The organism is Kribbella sp. NPDC049227 (assembly GCF_043197265.1).
Taxonomy (GTDB): domain Bacteria; phylum Actinomycetota; class Actinomycetes; order Propionibacteriales; family Kribbellaceae; genus Kribbella.
The window spans coordinates 1-16,034 of the sequence record NZ_JBICST010000015.1 but is presented as its reverse complement, the minus strand read 5'-3'; the positions used below and the strand labels follow the sequence as shown (position 1 = coordinate 16,034).

Below are 16,034 nucleotides of genomic sequence, written 5' to 3'. Positions count from 1 at the left end.
GGCAAGTTCCTGACCGCGACCGGGCAGATGCCGCTGCGCAAGGACGTCACGGCCGCGTACCCGGACTACTTCGCGAAGAACCCTGACTACAAGGTCTTCGCCGACCAGGCCGCGCGGACGACTGACGTGCCGAACGTACCGAACTCGATCACCATCTGGCAGACCTTCCGTGACGCCTACTCCAAGTCGGTCATCTTCGGCCATGAGGACCTCGCAACGGCCCTCGACGGCGCCGTCCGGACGATCGATCAGCTCGCCTCGAAGCCATGAGTCTGATGCGCAGTACCTCGGCCGGCAGGAGGTCTGTCGGAAGGAGCCCGGGTGGCAGGCCTTCCGAAAGGTCCCTGTTCGGCCGGATCCTCGGCAACCAACCGATCGGTACTGCGTTCGTCACTCCGTACCTCGTCTTCCTCACGGCGATCTTCGCCTATCCGCTGGGCTTCGCTGTGTACATGTCGTTCCACGACTACTTCTTCACCGCGCCCGGCGCGATCGTGGACAGGCCGTTCGTGGGACTCGACAACTACACGGCGGTGCTGTCGGACCCCGCGGTGCGCCGGGCCTTCGGCAACGTCGGGATCTTCCTGCTGATCAACGTTCCGCTGACGGTGGTGCTGTCGCTGGTGCTGGCGAACGCGTTGAACGCGGCGATCCGGTGGCGGACGTTCTTCCGGGTCAGCTACTACGTTCCCTATGTGGCGGCGAGTGTCGCCGTGGTCGGGGTGTGGCTGTTCCTGTTCAACTCGAACGGGTTGGTCAACTCCATCCTCGGCCCGCTCGCCCCGGATCCGTCCTGGCTGGTGAGCTCGAAGCTGGCGATGCCGACGGTCGCGATCTACGTGACCTGGAAACAGCTGGGCTTCTTCATCCTGCTGTACCTGGCCGCGTTGCAGAACGTGTCGAAGGATCTGTACGAGGCGGCATCGGTGGACGGCGCCGGGCGATGGAAGTCTTTCTGGAGTGTCACCGTTCCCGGAGTGCGCCCCGCCACGACTCTCGTCGTCCTGCTGGCGACTGTCACCGGGGCGAACCTTTTCACCGAGCCCTATCTGCTCACCGGTGGCGGCGGGCCTGACGGAGCCTCCGCTTCGCCGGTACTGATCATGTACCAACGCGGCATCGAGCAAGGCAATCCGGACATCGGTTCCGCGATCGGCGTGCTGCTGGTGATCGGGGTACTCATCATCGCGCTGCTCGAACGGCGCTTCGTCGGGAGGGAAGATTGATGAAGAGTCCGTGGCGATTCCTGGCCCTGCTGCTCGGCGCCTTCGTGTTCCTGTTCCCCTTCTACTACATGCTGATCGGCAGCCTGCAGGCCGAACCGGACCCCAGCGTCAAGGGCGCCTTCCCCTCGCCGGCGAATCTGACCGGCCGGAACTATGCCGAGATCGACACCGCGATCAACCTGGGCAGATCCCTGCTGAATTCGGGAATCTTCACCGGCGGCGTCATCCTCGGGACGCTCGTCTTCGGCGTACTCGCGGGCTACGCGCTGGCTCGGCTGCAATTCCGCGGCCGGGGTGCGGTGTTCGGCCTGATGCTGCTGGTTCAGGTGATCCCATTCCAGCTGCTGACCATTCCGCTGTATGTGATGATCGTGCGCAGCTACGGGCTGGCCGACTCCTACCTCGGCATGATCGCGCCGTTCGTGATCAACTCCACGGCGGTGTTCGTCTTCCGTCAGTACTTCCTGCAACTGCCGCAGGAGCTGTTCGACGCGGCCCGGATCGACGGCGCGGGCGAGCTGAACATCCTGTGGCGGGTCGCCCTCCCGTTGGTCAAACCCGCCCTGCTGACCGGAGTGCTGATCACCTTCATCGGTCCGTGGAACGAGTTTCTGTGGCCGTTCCTGATCACCAAGCAGCAGGATCTGCAGCCGCTCGCAGTGTCGCTGTCGAACTACCTGACCACCGTGTCGGCGCGGGCGGCGAACCCGTTCGGCGCCGTACTCGCGGGGGCGTGTGTGCTGGCCGCTCCAGCTGTGGGTCTGTTCACAGTCTTCCAGCGCCGCTTCATCTCCCAGGGCATCGAGTCGGGGATCAAGGGTTGACCATCCGAGAAAGGCTTTGCTGCTGTGACTGTTTCCTACACCTTGACCCGTGTCGGCGTCCTGATGACGCCCGAACCCGGCAACGAGCTGGAGGTCGAAGGGGTACTGAACCCCGCCACCGGCCACACGCCGGACGGCACGCTGTATCTGCTGCCCCGGCTGGTTGCGTCCGGCAACGTGTCCCGGGTCGGGCTGGCGAAGGTCGAGCTCACTGATGGTGTACCGACCGGTGTCTCCCGCGAGGGGATCGTGCTCGCTCCCGACGTGGGCTGGGAGCGCGGGCTGAACAACGCCGGTGTCGAGGATCCACGAGTGACCTGGATCCCGTCGCTGGGCAGGCACGTGATGACGTACGTCGCGTACGGGCCACTCGGGCCGAATCCCGCGCTCGCGGTGTCGTCGGACCTACGGAACTGGGAGCGGCTGGGCCCGTTGCACTTCGAGTACCAACCTTCGTTGGACACAGACCTGAACTTGTTCCCGAACAAGGACACGGTGTTCTTCCCCGAACCCGTGGCCGGGCCGGACGGCGAGCCGTCGTACGCGATGCTGCATCGGCCGATGTGGGATCTCGGCTGGTTCCGCGAGGGGGAGGGAGTGCACCTGCCGGCCGGGATCACTGACGCCCGACCGGGGATCTGGGTGTCGTTCGTGCCGGTCTCGCTGGTGGAGCACGACGTACGGAACCTGGTGCATCTGCGGAACCACCGGCTGGTGGCGATGTCGGAGCATCCGTTCGAGGAGCTCAAGATCGGCGCCGGGCCGGCGCCGCTGCGGGTCCCCGAGGGCTGGCTGGTGATCCACCACGGCGTCACCGGTGAGCAGCCGCAGGGCTTCGACCCGACGACGCAGAAGGTCATCTACGCGGCCGGGGCACTGCTGCTGGACGCATCCGATGTGACCAAGGTCCTGGACCGCACCGCCGAGCCGATCCTGGTGCCGGAAACCGACGAAGAACGGACCGGGACAGTCTCCAATGTGGTGTTCCCGACCGCCATCGAACAGGTCGGCGGCGTGCACTACGTGTTCTACGGCATGGCCGACTCCAAGATCGGCGTAGCCAGGCTGGATCGGACCTCATGATCGCCCACCGAGAAGCTAAGGACCAACAGCCATGCGAGACCTCACAAGCCTGATCAAGGCATACGACATCCGCGGCACCGTGCCGGACCAACTCGACGCGCAACTGACGTACCAGATCGGCGCCGCCTTCGCACACCTCAGTGGTGCGGACCTGATCGCGGTCGGACACGACATGCGAGTGTCGTCACCCAAACTGGCCGACGCCTTCGCAGCCGGCGTCAACAGCCGCGGCATCGACGTGCTCGCCATCGGGCTGGCCTCTACCGATCTGCTGTACTTCGCCTCCGGGGCACGTGACGTGCCCGGCGCAATGATCACCGCCAGTCATAACCCACCTGCCTACAACGGCATCAAACTCTGCCGTGCCGGAGCGAGACCCGTCGGGCAGGACACCGGCCTCGCCGAAATCAGGACCCTGCTGGCGACCGGACTGCCGACGTACGACGGACCGGACGGAACCTCGCAGTCCGAGGACCTGTTGCCCTCGTACGCCAGGTACCTCCACAGCCTCGTCAGTCTGGCCGACAGCCGCCGGTTGAAGATCGTCGTCGATGCCGGCAACGGAATGGCTGGACACACCGCACCCGTCGTGCTCGACGATCCCGCCCTCGACATCGTGCCGCTCTACTTCGATCTCGATGGCACCTTCCCCAACCACGAGGCCAACCCGCTGAACCCGGCCAACCTGGTCGACCTGCGCGCTGCGGTTCGACTGCACCACGCCGATGCCGGCCTCGCCTTCGACGGTGACGCCGATCGGTGCTTCTTCGTCGACGAGAACGGCGACACCGTGTCTCCCAACCACGTCATCAGCCTCATCGCCGCGCGGGAACTCGCCGGGCACCCCGGCTCAGCGATCGTCTACAACGTCGTCGCCAGCAAAGCTGTCGCCGAGCAGATCACCGAGCGCGGTGGCACACCCGTCCGCAGCCGGGTCGGACACTCGTTCATCAAGCAGGCCATGGCCGACCACGACGCGGTATTCGGCGGCGAACACTCCGGCCACTACTACTTCCGCCCGTTCTGGCGCGCCGACACCGGCATGTTGGCGGCCCTCCACGTGCTGGCGGCCCTGGGGGAGACCGACCGGCCGCTGTCAGCGCTGGCAGCCCAGTCCTCCCGCTACGCTGACAGCGGCGAGATCAACCGCACGATCGCCGATGTCCCTGCTGTTCTGGACCGAGTCGAAACGCACTACACAGCACACGGCGCGACCGTGGACCGACTGGACGGCTTGACCATCACCCTGCCCGACGGAGCGTGGTTCAATCTGCGCCCCTCGAACACCGAATCGTTGCTCCGCCTCAACGTCGAAGCGACCGACCACGACAGCATGGACCAGCTTCGCCAAGACGTTGTGACCCTGCTGGACCAGTGAACAGATCGGCGTGGTCACCCCGCGGTGTTGTGGTGCAACACGTCGGCGACAGGGTCGGTGGGCCGGACGTGTAGGCATGTCGAAGGCTCGCTCGGCTGTCACCGTGATCCTGTCGGCTTGGAGCTCTGCGCCTTCCTGCCCACGCGCTCACTGGCCAGACCTGAGAACAGGCCTGGCCAGTGAGATGCTCCGCCGCGATGGCGCGGAGCTCGCGGTCACCTCACCAGGGTTGAGCGAACCGCGTGTTCTATGAGCGCGGCGAAGCGTGACGCCAGCCGGGTGATTCCGCCGACGTGGCTGGCGGTGGGGAATTCGACGACGGTGGCGCCGACGTGTGCCGCCATCGAGCGTTCTTCGGCCGGGTCGATCATCCGGTCCTGGCCGGACACGGCGTACCAGGACGGGACGTTGTGCCAGCCGACCGGGCCGGAGGGTGTTCCGACGATCGAGAAGTTGAGCGGCAGTTGGGCGGCGTTCAACACGGCTGCCTGTCGTGTGCTCAGATCTTGAGCGAAGTACTGATGGAAGAAGTCCGGGTCGATGAAGGCCGGCGAGGCGAAGGGTTCGCCGGTGAAGATCAGGTGCCCGAAGGCCTCGGACGGGGTGAAGCCGGCGCCGAGGCTGGCGATCGAGTCGCCCTCGTCTGGTACCAGGGCAGCCGCGTAGACGAACGCGGAGATGTCCGTGCGGCCGTGGGAGGCGCCGGCGGTGACGATGCCGCCGTACGAGTGCGATACCAGCACCTTCTTCCCCGAGATCTTGTTCAGCGCCGTACTGACGATCGCGACGTCCTCGGCGACGCTGTTGAGGCCGAGCTTGGGGGTCACGGTGCGATAGCCGTCCTCCTTGAGCTCCCGGGTGACCTTGTCCCAGCTGGTGCTGTCGGCCCAGGCGCCGTGGACGAGCACGATCGTCGGCTTGGTGGTGTGCGCCTCGGCCGGCACCGTGAGTGACACGGCGGCGGTCAGGGCGGCGACTACGGCGGCCCCGAGCGCGGCGATTCTTCGGCGGTGGCGTGGGGGAGTGGCGGTCTCGGGCGTGCGATGGGTCTGCATGGTGTCCTCCTAGTGCGGTGAGTCCGTTGGTGAGGCGATGCCGCCACTCTGGGTGGAAACGATGGCCCCGGGCGCCCGCGTAGTCCCGGGCCAATGCCCGGGTCGCCCTCCCGGTACGCCCGGTGCCAGGTTGTTCTGATCCACTCGTCGCGGTCCGCCGTGACCCCGGGCCGCAGACCCGGGGGGTGGCCGGGGGCCTCACAGGCGCGCGCCCTCCTGCGCGGCTCCGACAGTTGAGTTGCCTGGACCAAACGCACTGACCGAAGTCCCGAGACCTGTTGATCGAGAGGGGTGGCGCGCTGATGACCTGGACCCCCACCATTCAGTCCTGCGACTCCTACCTGGGCGATCGCACCGGCAAGTACGAGTTCCGTGCCGTCCGGTACCGCGCTGCTGCCGACTGGTTGACAGCGAGCGGCCTCACCCATGACATGACCGTCGTGGACGTCGGCGCGGGCATGACCGAACTGGACTACTGCCTGCGCGCGGAGTACGGGTGGCGGGGCCGGTACATCCCCGTGGACGGCGGCATCGACGGCGTCAATCTGAACGACTGGACGCCACCACGGGAGGCGCATTTCTTCGTCGCCCTGGAGATCATCGAGCACCTGTCCAACTGGCGCGACCTGATCGAGCGGATGCAGGAGAAGGCGCTCATCGGTGTTGTCATGTCAACGCCGAATCCACGCACCACGGACGTGATCGGCATGGACCCGACGCATGTGGTCGAGGTCTTCTCCGCAGACCTGGAGCCATATGCGTTCCAGGTCTCGGAGGAGACGTTCTACGGCGGCGTACTTTCCAACGGGGAGCCGGACGCGCTCTTCGCGACCTGGCGCCACTGACCTGAGCATGCGAGCCGATGACGTTGCCCACCGCTGCGCTGACGAAGTCTCGCCTGGTCCCGATGCGGCCGCGCGACCCCAACGAGCCCGGCCGGACCGCGTCGTCGCTGGAACTGTTCTTCGACCTGGTCTTCGTGGTGGCCGTCAGCATCGCGGCGGCCGAGCTCCACCACGCCTTCACCGAGGCGCACATCGTTGACGGTCTGATCGCCTACAGCGTGGTGTTCTTTGCCATCTGGTGGGCCTGGATGAACTTCACCTGGTTCGCCACCTCCTTCGCCACCGACGACTGGCTGTACCGGGTTCTCAGCATCGTCCAAATGGGCGGCGTACTGGTCCTGGCCGCCGGCATCGACCCCGTCTTCGCCGACGACGACTACACCGTCCTCGTCCTGAGTTACGCTGTCATGCGCGTCGCGATGGTCGCCCAGTGGCTCCGCGCCTCCCGGTCCGCAGGACAACACCGGCGCGCCACGCAGATCTACGCCGGCGGCATCGCCACCGTCCAAGCCCTCTGGCTACTCCAGCTGCTCCTGACCGGCCCCGTCTCGTCCGTCGCATTGCTCGTACTCATCGCGGCCGAGATCGCCATCCCCATGATCGCCGAGAGGCAGGGTGCGACACCGTGGCACCCACACCACATCACGGAACGCTACGGCCTGTTCACCCTCATCCTGCTCGGTGAGAGCCTCCTCGCCTCGGCCAATGCCATCATCGAGGCCCTGCACGACGACCAAGCCCTCGGTTCACTCATCTCGATCGCGGTGCTCACCCTCTTGGTCACCGCGGCTCTGTGGTGGATGTACTTCTGGCCACCACATCACCGAGCCATCAGTGCCTTCGGCAGCTCTCTGCGCTACGGCTACGTTCACTACTTCGTCTTCGCCGCGGCCGGCGCCTTGTCGGCGGGCATTGAAGTCGAGATCGGCGTCTTGACCCACCACAGCAAACTCGGGGAAGTCGCCGCGTCCTTCACCGTTGCTGTCCCGATCGCGATCTTCGTCCTCGGCATCTGGTGGATCGCTCTCCGTGGCGCCGCCGACCGCGTCGTCAACGCAGTCATCCCCCTGGCAGTCGTCCTCATCCTCCTCGACCCGATACTCCCGATTCCCTTCGCGCTCACAGCCGTCGTCATGACCTTGGTCGTCGCTGTCCTGGTCCTGCACCCACCCGTGCCAGAGCATGCCGGCCCTGCGAACACCATGCCGTCAGCAGCTGAGCCGAACACCAACCTGCGCGAACGCTGATTTCTAGGTTCTGGGGCGGCACATCGCCTGGTCGATCGCGGTGATCGCGGCCATCACGGCCACGTCCGGATCGGGGTCGGCCAGATTGCGCCAGACCTGCGGATCGCACGGGCGGCCGCCGAGGTCCGGAGGCGTCGTCGAACTGTCCCAAACGGCGCGTGCGGTCGCGCCGCTGGATGCGAGGGGGATGACGCTCACACCGCGCTCGAGAGCCAATCGCACCTCCTCACTGGTTCCGCTTCCTCCGCAGATGACAAGTAGTGCACGGCAGTTGTCGAGGACGCTGCCGACGAGTTCTTCCCGCTCGAGGTCGGTGAAGATCGCCGTGCCGAAGTGCGTGTCCATCAGTGGCGTCTGCTCTCCGGGATTCTTGCGGAAGTAGATGCGGAATCGGTCAGGCGTGTAGCGACCATTGGCTCGCAGGAGCTCGGCGAGCCGGCTCGTGACACCCCATCCCGCCGGTCCGCCGAGCGTGGCGAGCTGCCACGACGGAGGACGAGCGGTGAGCGCTACCGCGAGCTTGTCGTACCACGGTTTCAGCTGTGAGTTGTCGCCACTCCCGCTGACGAACAAGCGTTCGGGCCGGGTTCGGGTGGTGATTGCGTGCAGCATCGGGGTGAGTTCGCTGAAGTCGCTGATCTCGCAGACGTGCACACCGCTGTTCTCCAGGTCGCTGACCCGCAGCTCGTGGAGTTGGATGTCCTTGGGGTCGACCGGTCGACGCAGAGCGGTGAGGTGTCGGTCCGCGGCTGTGGTGCCGTATCGGCGGGCGAGTCGCAGCAGGACGTCGATGTTGGGGTCAGCGAAGCTGAAACCGAGGAAGAGCATGGTGCGGGTGAGGTACGACGCTCGCAGAAGTGCCCACATCCGGGGATGAGTGTCCTCGTACTGCTCGAAGTCGCTGCGGGTGATCACCGGCGGGGCGATCCACACCGATGGGGTGTCGAGGCTGAGGCTGCCGTGCATCTTGATGATCGTCCGGCGCCCGGTGCCGATGTCGAGAGCATCGTTGTCATGGGCGGCGACGCTGGCATCGGGAGCTGCCGCTTCCAGGAGCGAGTCGAAGTTGGTTGTCCAGATCTCGTCGATCGGGAGCTTCGCGATCAGCCGATGACTCTCCGCTGGTGTCCGGTACGGCGACAGCACGTTGCGCAGGTGGGTCTCCAACGCCGGCCGCCGACCGGGACCGTTCTGCTCGTAGTACTCGGCGAGGAGCGGTAGATCCGCGAACTCACCCGCTACGCCGATCTCGGCGGCGAGCGGGCCGAGGAGGTCGCTCCACGTCGGCAGTCCGGCCGCCGCGGACAGGCCGGCGCCCACGAACAGCGAGGCGACGCCGGCATCGACAGCGCCGCCGAAGATCCCCACGAGCTCGTACCGGTCGATGGTCACCCGACCAGCGTGCCACGCCCGGCCCGCGCTCGTTCCACTCCGAGGATTCGTGGAGCGTTCGTGCCACCAGCCGTTGTGCTGCCCGTGTGGGATAATCGGCGGACGTTCCGGCCCGATCCGGCGCGTGTTTCCTGAAACGATGACGTGAGTCGTCGAGGCCACCTGGGGAGACGTCGACCTCACCTGGAGGCTCGATGGGCACGACAACATGTGGTTCCTCCCGTTCCCGGTTGTCGTCGTGACGTCACACCGGCTGACCATCGAGCTCCGCGGCAGGCAGAGCGAGTGCGCGACCCTTGACGCCCTTGTGGACAAAGTGCGCGCCGGCGCGAGCCAGGTGCTGGTGCTGCGTGGCGAGGCAGGCGTCGGCAAGACAGCTCTGCTGGATTACTTGGCGAGTGTGTGTCAACCGAGCTGCCGGCTCGCACGAACGGCGGGTGTCGAGGCCGAAGTGGAGTTGCCCTTCTCCGGCTTGCACCAGTTGTGCGCGCCGATGCTGGACCATCTCGACCGCCTTGCCGGGCCGCAGCGTGATGCGCTGTCCACTGCGTTCGGGATGCACATCGGGCCACCGCCGGACCGATTCCTGGTCGGACTGGCGGTGCTGAGCCTGCTCGCGGACGTGGCGGAGGAGCAGCCGCTGGTGTGTGTGATCGACGACGCGCAGTGGCTCGACCCCATCTCTGCCCAGACACTCGCGTTCGTGGCACGTCGACAGCTGGCCGATCCGGTCGCGCTGGTCTTCGCGATGCGGGGCGAGCACGAGGACAGTGAACTGGCCGGGCAACCGACGATGGACGTTCGAGGGCTGAGGGACGCCGATGCTCACGCGCTGCTCGACACCGTCCTGACGGGCGAGGTCGACCATCGCGTGCGCGAGGCGATCGTGGCCGAGACCCGTGGCAACCCGTTGGCGCTGCTGGAACTTCCTCGCGGTCTTTCGACGGCCGAGCTCAGTTTCGGATTCGGTCTGGCGAACGCCGTTCCGTTGGAGACTCACCTGGAGCAGGGCTTCTCGGAGCGCTTGGCGGCACTTCCCGGTCCGACGCGCCTGTTCTTGCTTGCGGCTGCTCTCGAACCTGCCGGGGACCTGAGCATGCTGGGACGAGCCGTGCAGCGGCTCGACGTCGACCTCGCAGCCTCGGCGCCGGCGGTGCGAGCGGGCCTGATCGAGCTGAGCGCGCGGGTTCGGTTCCGGCACCCGCTGGTGCGATCTGCCGTTGCTCGGGCCGCAGCGGTGACCGACTGGCGAGCCGTGCACCTCGCACTGGCAGAGGAGACCGATCCGGAGCTCGATCCCGACCGACGGGCGTGGCACCGGGCGCACGCGGCAAGCGGCCCCGATGAGCAGGTCGCCGTTGAATTGGAGAGGTCCGCAGATCGGGCGCAGGCCCGAGGAGGTCTGGCGGCACAGGCGGCATTTCTCGAACGCGCCATCGAACTGACCGACGACCCTACTCGACGTCCTGCCCGCATCCTGGCTGCCGCGGGGGCCTGGCACCAGTCCGGCTCATCGGACGCGGCACTCGCCCTTCTGGCGGATGTCGAGGCCGCGCCGCTCGACGGGCCGACTCGCGCCCGGGCGGAGGTTCTCCGGGCACAGATAGCGTTCTTCTCCAGCCGTGGCCGCGACGCGCCGCCCCTGTTGCTGTCAGCCGCTCAGCGCATGGAGGCGTTGGACGAAGCTGCCGCCCGCGACATTTACCTCGATGCGTTGGCGGCGGGGCTGATGGTCGGACGTCTGACCGGGGATGTGGGCGTTCGCGATGTCGCCCGCGCAGCCCGCGCGGTACCTCCATCGACCGAGCGTCCAGCCGGCCTGTTGCTGGACGGGATGGCCTTGCTGATGATCGATGGATATTCGGCAGGCGTCGCACGACTGCAGCGTGCACTGAGCGCTTGGCGAACCGACGAAGTGTCGGTCGCCGATGCGCTTCGCTGGCTATGGCTGGCCACTCATGCCGCCCATGACCTGTGGGACGACGAGAGCTGGGAGGTGTTGTGCACACGCCACCTTCGCCTTGCGCGGCAGGCCGGAGCCCTGGCGGTGCTGCCGATCGCACTCAGCAGCCGCATGGGCCTGCATTTCTTCGCCGGCGAGTTCGCGGAGGCGGCTGCGCTGGTCGACGAGTTCTCAACTGTCAATGAGGTCATGGGCAATCACCTGCCGTCGTACGGCGCCCTGGCGCTCGCGGCGTGGCAGGGCCGGCCAGACATCGTCTCCGCGCTCACTCGATCCATCACTGCGGAGGCCACAGCGCGAGGTGAGGGCATGGGACTCACCATCGTCGACTACTCATCGGCCGTTCTCCACAACGCTTTGGGGCACTACCAGCAAGCGATGGCAGCAGCAGAGCAAGGAGCCGGATACGCCGACGAGCTCGGCTTCTCCACCTGGTCGCTGGTGGAACTCGTCGAGGCTGCCGCGCGAAGCGGCCACCCCGACCGCGCCGGGGATGCACTCGAGCTGCTGATTCGGACAACGAGGGCCAGCGGCACCGACTGGGCTCTGGGAATCGAGGCCCGATCCCACGCGCAGGTGAGCCAGGGAGACGCGGCCGAGGGCTACCACGTCGAGGCGGTCGAGCGGCTCGGCCAGACTCGCATGCGCGTCGAGCACGCCCGTGCTCAACTGCTCTACGGCGAGTGGTTGCGGCGGGAGAACCGTCGCCGCGATGCGCGCAGCCGCCTGAGGTCGGCGTACGACCTGCTCATCGAGATGGGCGCGGAGGCCTTCGCCGAACGGGCCCGTCGCGAACTGGTCGCCGCCGGTGAGACGCTCCGCAGGCGATCCGTCGGGGCTCGGGAAGGACTTACGGCGCAAGAGGCTCAGATCGCTCGACTGGCGGCTGAGGGGCGCACGAACCCCGAGATCGGTGCTGAGCTGTTCCTCAGCCCACGCACAGTCGAGTGGCACCTCGGCAAGGTCTTCGCCAAGCTCGGGATCGGATCCCGCCGAGAACTCTCCGGCACACTCCTCAACGCGTAAAGCGGCCTCGCTCGGCGTGGCTCATCGGCGGAGCGCGGGTTCGACGTACTCGAAGGTCGGGCCGGCTGATCGGCCGTCTCCGTCGGGCATCTCCATCAGGCTCACTGCCTGTGCTCTGAGTTGGTACATGGTGCCGACTGCTGCCCCGAGCATTTCCGGGCTGCCGTTGAACGCCTGATCCAGCGACTGCAGCAGTGCGCAGTACGTGTGGTTGAACTCTGCCTGGGCAATTCGGATCGGGCTGTCGAGGGGGTGGTCGGCCAGTCGCGGGTTGCGGCGCATCGGGTGGACGCCGCCGTAGTCAACCGGGAGAGCCTCACCGGTGGGCCCGGATTTTGGAGTATCGCCGCACCGGTGGCGTCGACCCAGCTTGAGTTCCACGAAGCGGTAGTAGTGCGCAACCTCGCCCCGGTCGGGGTGGAAGATGTCCTGGTCGCCATCCCACACTTCGCCGCGGCGCGCGCCCTCGCCCTGCTCGACGATCTCCGTCAGCGCCACCAGGGCAGTGTCGAGATTCTCGACCTGGGGCAGTCGTCCGGCGGTGTGGCTGAAGTGGTCCGCTGTGACCTGGCGAGCGGAGTCGCCGGAGAAGACCTCCTGCTCGCCGAGTTGGGCACAGACGCGGTGCAATCCTTGTTCGATTGCGTCGTAGAACTGCCCGATCGTCTCGTAGTCGTCGCCTTCGGCCGGTGCACCGGGCGGTGCGGGCTGTTCGAGGCGGAGGAACATCTCGAGTGCCTCCGGTCCGAAGGGAACCAGTGAGAACTCCAGCGAACGGTCGCCGTGGGGCAGGCGGCGGGGGTAGCCCGGCAGCATCTCGGGCTTGTCCAGGCAGGGCTTCCCACCGATGGCGTTGAGGATGTTCGCGGCCAGCGCCAGGTGAATCATCTCCTCGACGAAGACGCTGCTCACCACTTCAACGGCTTCGGCGTTCCGCTCAGGGTCGAGCGAGTAGAGCGCGCAGAGGTAGGGCGGCAGGGTGGCGTGCTCCAGTTCGACGGCCCACTGGAGGTGCTCGCGAAGGCTTTCCAGCGTCTCGATCCGTGCGCTCGGTGGCGCCCCGGCGGTCCGTTGCTGTCCTGCGTCATTCATGAGGGCCTCACTTCGGCTGTCGACAGGGGAGGGTCCTTGAGTGCTGGCAAATCAACTGTCGGAGCCAGACAGGATGGCGCGCGCCCGTGAGTACCCCGGCCACCCCCTGGTCTGAGATCCCGGTGGGGCATGGGTGTCGGCGACCCGGGCGTTGACCCGGCACTACGCGGGCGCCCGGGGCGCACCCTCCCGCCCAGAGTAGGTAACCGAACACGACCCGCACCGGAAGCGCCAACGCGCCCGGCACCACAGAAAGGCGTCGCCATGACCACCGATCCGCGCATCCCCGCGGCCCTACTCGCACACCGCCGGCACGAGACAGCATGGATCGAACCCAGTCCGGGTGACCGCACATTCGATTTCGGCGAGACCTGCGCGCGGTGCGGACCCGGTACCCGGGCCCGCTTCAAGTGGGTGTTCCCGCGGATCAGTGACCTCACCCAAGAACACTGCGACCTGTACCTGTGCACTCACTGCTCGGTCACAGGTGAGCTTCGCCTACTCACCAGCAGCATCCTCCGAGTTGACGCCTACGACCTACTCGGCCCTTCGGTGTCCACATGACGCGACGGGTCGAAGCCCGCGGACCCCCGGGTTCATATCGACCGAGCCGACGAACGAACGGTGGAGGTGCTGGACGAGCCGACGGGCGTCGTCGTCGTCATCGACTGAGCGACCGCGACCAACCCAGCCGCAGCCACCAGGCGCAGCGGCCCAGGCCTCGGCCTGCAAGTGCTTGCCCCACTGCAGGAGCGCGACGACCCGTCGAACCGCGTCGTTCCGTGGAAGGCCTCGCGAAGCATCGACGACCGCGTGCCGATGACATCCATCGCCCTCGCGATCGAGCAGTTCTCCAGCCGCCACGTACTCCGATCGGCCAGAACACCTTCGAACGTGGTCGCCATGGACTTCTGCGCCTCACAACTTCAAGGAGCTTTCGTGCCATCATCCGAGCTCTCCACCAGGGCGCCCGCTACCGGGCGCCGACCCACCCTGCCCGCCGGTTTGGCTCTCGCCGGTGCGGCAATCACGTTCACGAGTCTGTACCTCACGGCAGGTGCGCTGACGCCACTGCTCGTGGTCTACAGGGAGGAATGGAACTTTCCCCCGTCCCTTCTCACGCTGGCATTCGCGGTCTACGCGATCGGCTTCCTCGCCGCAGTCCTGACCGTCGGGTCGCTGTCCGACCACATCGGCCGGCGCCCGGTGCTGATCGGCGCTCTGATCATTCAGATCGTGTCGAACCTCCTGTTCCTCGTCGCCACGGACGTCGAGTGGGTGATCGCCGGCCGGATCGTGCAAGGCCTTGCGGGCGGCGCGGCGACGACTGCCTTCACCGCGGCGCTCGTCGAACTCGCCCCGCTCAACAGGAAGAGGCTGGGGACGATCCTCGGCAGCGTCGGTCTGACCGGGGGTCTCGGTCTCGGCTCCTTGCTGGCCGGCTTGGCGATCCAGCTCACGACCGTCGCGAACACCATCATCTTCGTCGTCCTCACCATCGTCACGGTCCTTGGAGCCGTCGTCGTCGCCCTCTCTCCCGAGAGCGTGACCCGCGCACCCGGTGCGCTCCGCTCGCTGATCCCTCGCATCACCTTCCCGCCCGCCACCCGACGGGAATTCGCCGCGGCGGCGCCTGTCGTGGCCGCGGTCTGGATGCTTGCAGGCTTGTCAGGCGGGCTCGCGCCGAGCATGGTTCGCAGCGTCTTCCATCTGAACAGCGGCCTGCTCAACGGCCTGGCCGGGTTCATAGCGCCTGCCACCTCGGCCGTCATCGGACTGGCGTTCGCCCGCGTCGACTCCCGGCGTGAGATGACCATCGGAATCCAGGCGTCCATCATCGGGGCCATCGGCATCATCAGTGGTGTGTACGCCGGAAGCCTGGCCGTCATGATCATCGGACAGGCCATCGCCGGTGTCGGCTTCGGCGCATCCTTCACCGCGGCACTGCGCCTCATCTTTCCGCTCGCGGCGACTCATCAGCGTGCGGGAGTCGTTGGCGGGATCTACCTCGTCTCCTACGTAGCGTTCGGAGTGCCCATCGTCATCGAAGGTCAGCTCATCCGCCCTCTCGGCGAGATCCCAGCAGTCTCCTTGTACACAGGGGTGGCCATCCTCCTTGCGCTCATCAGCCTCCTGGCCCAACTCCGCCTCAAACGCAACACCCGAAGCGTCGTCGGACCAGCTCGTACCTCCCTACTGCGAGCCAGCGCCGCGAGTACGCCCGAGCGAGACGACATCCCCGCCTGATCACCAGCGACTATGCGTGTCCAACGGTCCGCGGGCACCCCACCGGGTGGTAGCCGTCACTGCGCCGGATCAGATCGATCGCATGGCTTCGCGGAGCTTGCGCGCAGTCGCCGAAGGCTGCCATGGATGCGGCGCAGGATCCCGGTGTCGTTGCGGTATCTGCCGAGTTCGGCGATCCACAGCAGCCAGGCTCCGGCGAGGAGGATCCCGATAAAGGGCACACTCGGCAGCACCCGCTCCTTGATCTTGCCGAGCACCCAGATCGCTATCTCAGACATCTTCTTGAGAGACCGGCACGGACGCGCTACCGCCTGTGGCTACTGGGAGTTGACGTTCGCGGTTGGTCGAGTGTGTGCGTCTCGTCCTTCTTGCCGATCTGCGTTGTCACGCGACGACACAAGCCGACTCAGCTGCAAACGCACATCGTCAGGAGGTCTGGATCCACGACGAAGTTCGTCGGATTGGGTGGTCTCTTGCGCCAATGTCCTCTGGGCGTGATGCTGTGTGAAGAGGAGCATCTGTGGGGGAGGCATGATGCGCTACTCGACCGGGGGTGTCCGCGACTACATTCCGAATGGGTGTGGTGGTCCGGACCTGCCTGAAACGATTACCGAGGTGCGAGCGTTCCAAGCGTGGTACGGGTTCGCTGGTCACTC

Annotated in this window: 12 protein-coding genes and 1 pseudogene; 9 read left to right on the top strand and 4 right to left on the bottom strand. The window is 66.6% G+C overall.

Translation table 11 applies throughout. The annotated features are described in order from the left end of the window. From ACGFH6_RS44410 to ACGFH6_RS44390, 5 genes and pseudogenes are all read left to right on the top strand, one after another. Positions 1–270, top strand: a pseudogene (locus ACGFH6_RS44410) (sugar ABC transporter substrate-binding protein); the annotation flags it as partial. Beyond that, the gene (locus ACGFH6_RS44405; protein ID WP_393397395.1) at positions 267–1,226 is read left to right on the top strand and encodes a carbohydrate ABC transporter permease; all 960 of its coding nucleotides are present in this window, start codon (positions 267–269) and stop codon (positions 1,224–1,226) included. The pseudogene ACGFH6_RS44410 and the gene ACGFH6_RS44405, both read left to right, overlap by 4 nt. Continuing rightward, entirely contained in the window at positions 1,226–2,050 is an 825-nt protein-coding gene (locus ACGFH6_RS44400) for a carbohydrate ABC transporter permease (protein WP_393397392.1), read from the top strand. The genes ACGFH6_RS44405 and ACGFH6_RS44400 overlap by 1 nt, the downstream gene beginning before the upstream one ends. 24 nt (positions 2,051–2,074) lie before the next feature. Then, entirely contained in the window at positions 2,075–3,133 is a 1,059-nt protein-coding gene (locus ACGFH6_RS44395) for a glycosidase (RefSeq protein WP_393397389.1), read from the top strand. A gap of 31 nt (positions 3,134–3,164) precedes the next feature. Further along, positions 3,165–4,511, top strand: a complete 1,347-nt coding sequence (locus ACGFH6_RS44390) for a phosphomannomutase/phosphoglucomutase (RefSeq protein WP_393397386.1) — start codon at positions 3,165–3,167, stop codon at positions 4,509–4,511. 215 nt (positions 4,512–4,726) lie between these two features. On the opposite strand, the gene ACGFH6_RS44385 is transcribed toward ACGFH6_RS44390, so the two are convergent. Then, entirely contained in the window at positions 4,727–5,566 is an 840-nt protein-coding gene (locus ACGFH6_RS44385; RefSeq protein WP_393397383.1) for an alpha/beta hydrolase, read from the bottom strand. A 302-nt stretch (positions 5,567–5,868) separates the two neighbouring features. On the opposite strand from ACGFH6_RS44385, the gene ACGFH6_RS44380 reads away from it, so the two are divergent. Continuing rightward, complete coding sequence (locus ACGFH6_RS44380) at positions 5,869–6,411, top strand: hypothetical protein (protein WP_393397380.1); 543 nt, start codon at positions 5,869–5,871, stop codon at positions 6,409–6,411. A 17-nt stretch (positions 6,412–6,428) separates the two neighbouring features. Next, positions 6,429–7,658, top strand: coding sequence for a low temperature requirement protein A (locus tag ACGFH6_RS44375; RefSeq protein WP_393397377.1), 1,230 nt, complete (start codon positions 6,429–6,431; stop codon positions 7,656–7,658). 3 nt (positions 7,659–7,661) lie between these two features. Here the strand turns inward: ACGFH6_RS44375 and ACGFH6_RS44370 are convergent, their stop codons facing one another. Beyond that, positions 7,662–9,050 carry an SIR2 family protein gene (locus ACGFH6_RS44370; protein ID WP_393397374.1) on the bottom strand — a complete coding sequence of 463 codons (1,389 nt, stop codon included), beginning with the start codon at positions 9,048–9,050 and terminating at the stop codon, positions 7,662–7,664. Positions 9,051–9,288: 238 nt separating this feature from the next. Here ACGFH6_RS44370 and ACGFH6_RS44365 point away from each other — a divergent pair, with 238 nt between their 5' ends. After that, the gene (locus ACGFH6_RS44365; protein WP_393397371.1) at positions 9,289–12,039 is read left to right on the top strand and encodes an ATP-binding protein; all 2,751 of its coding nucleotides are present in this window, start codon (positions 9,289–9,291) and stop codon (positions 12,037–12,039) included. Positions 12,040–12,060: 21 nt separating this feature from the next. Here ACGFH6_RS44365 and ACGFH6_RS44360 read toward each other — a convergent pair whose 3' ends face one another. Continuing rightward, positions 12,061–13,131 (bottom strand): ferritin-like protein, encoded by a 1,071-nt coding sequence (locus tag ACGFH6_RS44360; RefSeq protein WP_393397368.1) that lies wholly within the window; start codon positions 13,129–13,131, stop codon positions 12,061–12,063. 939 nt (positions 13,132–14,070) lie between these two features. Between ACGFH6_RS44360 and ACGFH6_RS44355 the strand changes: the two genes are divergently transcribed. Further along, the gene (locus ACGFH6_RS44355) at positions 14,071–15,378 is read left to right on the top strand and encodes an MFS transporter (protein WP_393397365.1); all 1,308 of its coding nucleotides are present in this window, start codon (positions 14,071–14,073) and stop codon (positions 15,376–15,378) included. Positions 15,379–15,434: 56 nt separating this feature from the next. Here ACGFH6_RS44355 and ACGFH6_RS44350 read toward each other — a convergent pair whose 3' ends face one another. Next, entirely contained in the window at positions 15,435–15,656 is a 222-nt protein-coding gene (locus tag ACGFH6_RS44350; protein WP_393397362.1) for a hypothetical protein, read from the bottom strand. Positions 15,657–16,034 lie beyond the last annotated feature (378 nt).

Excerpts from the sequence above, each read along its gene's own strand:
- ACGFH6_RS44405 (WP_393397395.1), top strand. The coding sequence starts at position 267 with ATGAGTCTGATGCGCAGTACCTCGGCCGGCAGGAGGTCTGTCGGAAGG.
- ACGFH6_RS44400 (WP_393397392.1), top strand. The coding sequence starts at position 1,226 with ATGAAGAGTCCGTGGCGATTCCTGGCCCTGCTGCTCGGCGCCTTCGTG.
- ACGFH6_RS44360 (WP_393397368.1), bottom strand. The coding sequence starts at position 13,131 with ATGAATGACGCAGGACAGCAACGGACCGCCGGGGCGCCACCGAGCGCA.
- ACGFH6_RS44380 (WP_393397380.1), top strand. The coding sequence starts at position 5,869 with ATGACCTGGACCCCCACCATTCAGTCCTGCGACTCCTACCTGGGCGAT.
- ACGFH6_RS44385 (WP_393397383.1), bottom strand. The coding sequence starts at position 5,566 with ATGCAGACCCATCGCACGCCCGAGACCGCCACTCCCCCACGCCACCGC.
- ACGFH6_RS44375 (WP_393397377.1), top strand. The coding sequence starts at position 6,429 with ATGACGTTGCCCACCGCTGCGCTGACGAAGTCTCGCCTGGTCCCGATG.
- ACGFH6_RS44350 (WP_393397362.1), bottom strand. The coding sequence starts at position 15,656 with ATGTCTGAGATAGCGATCTGGGTGCTCGGCAAGATCAAGGAGCGGGTG.
- ACGFH6_RS44390 (WP_393397386.1), top strand. The coding sequence starts at position 3,165 with ATGCGAGACCTCACAAGCCTGATCAAGGCATACGACATCCGCGGCACC.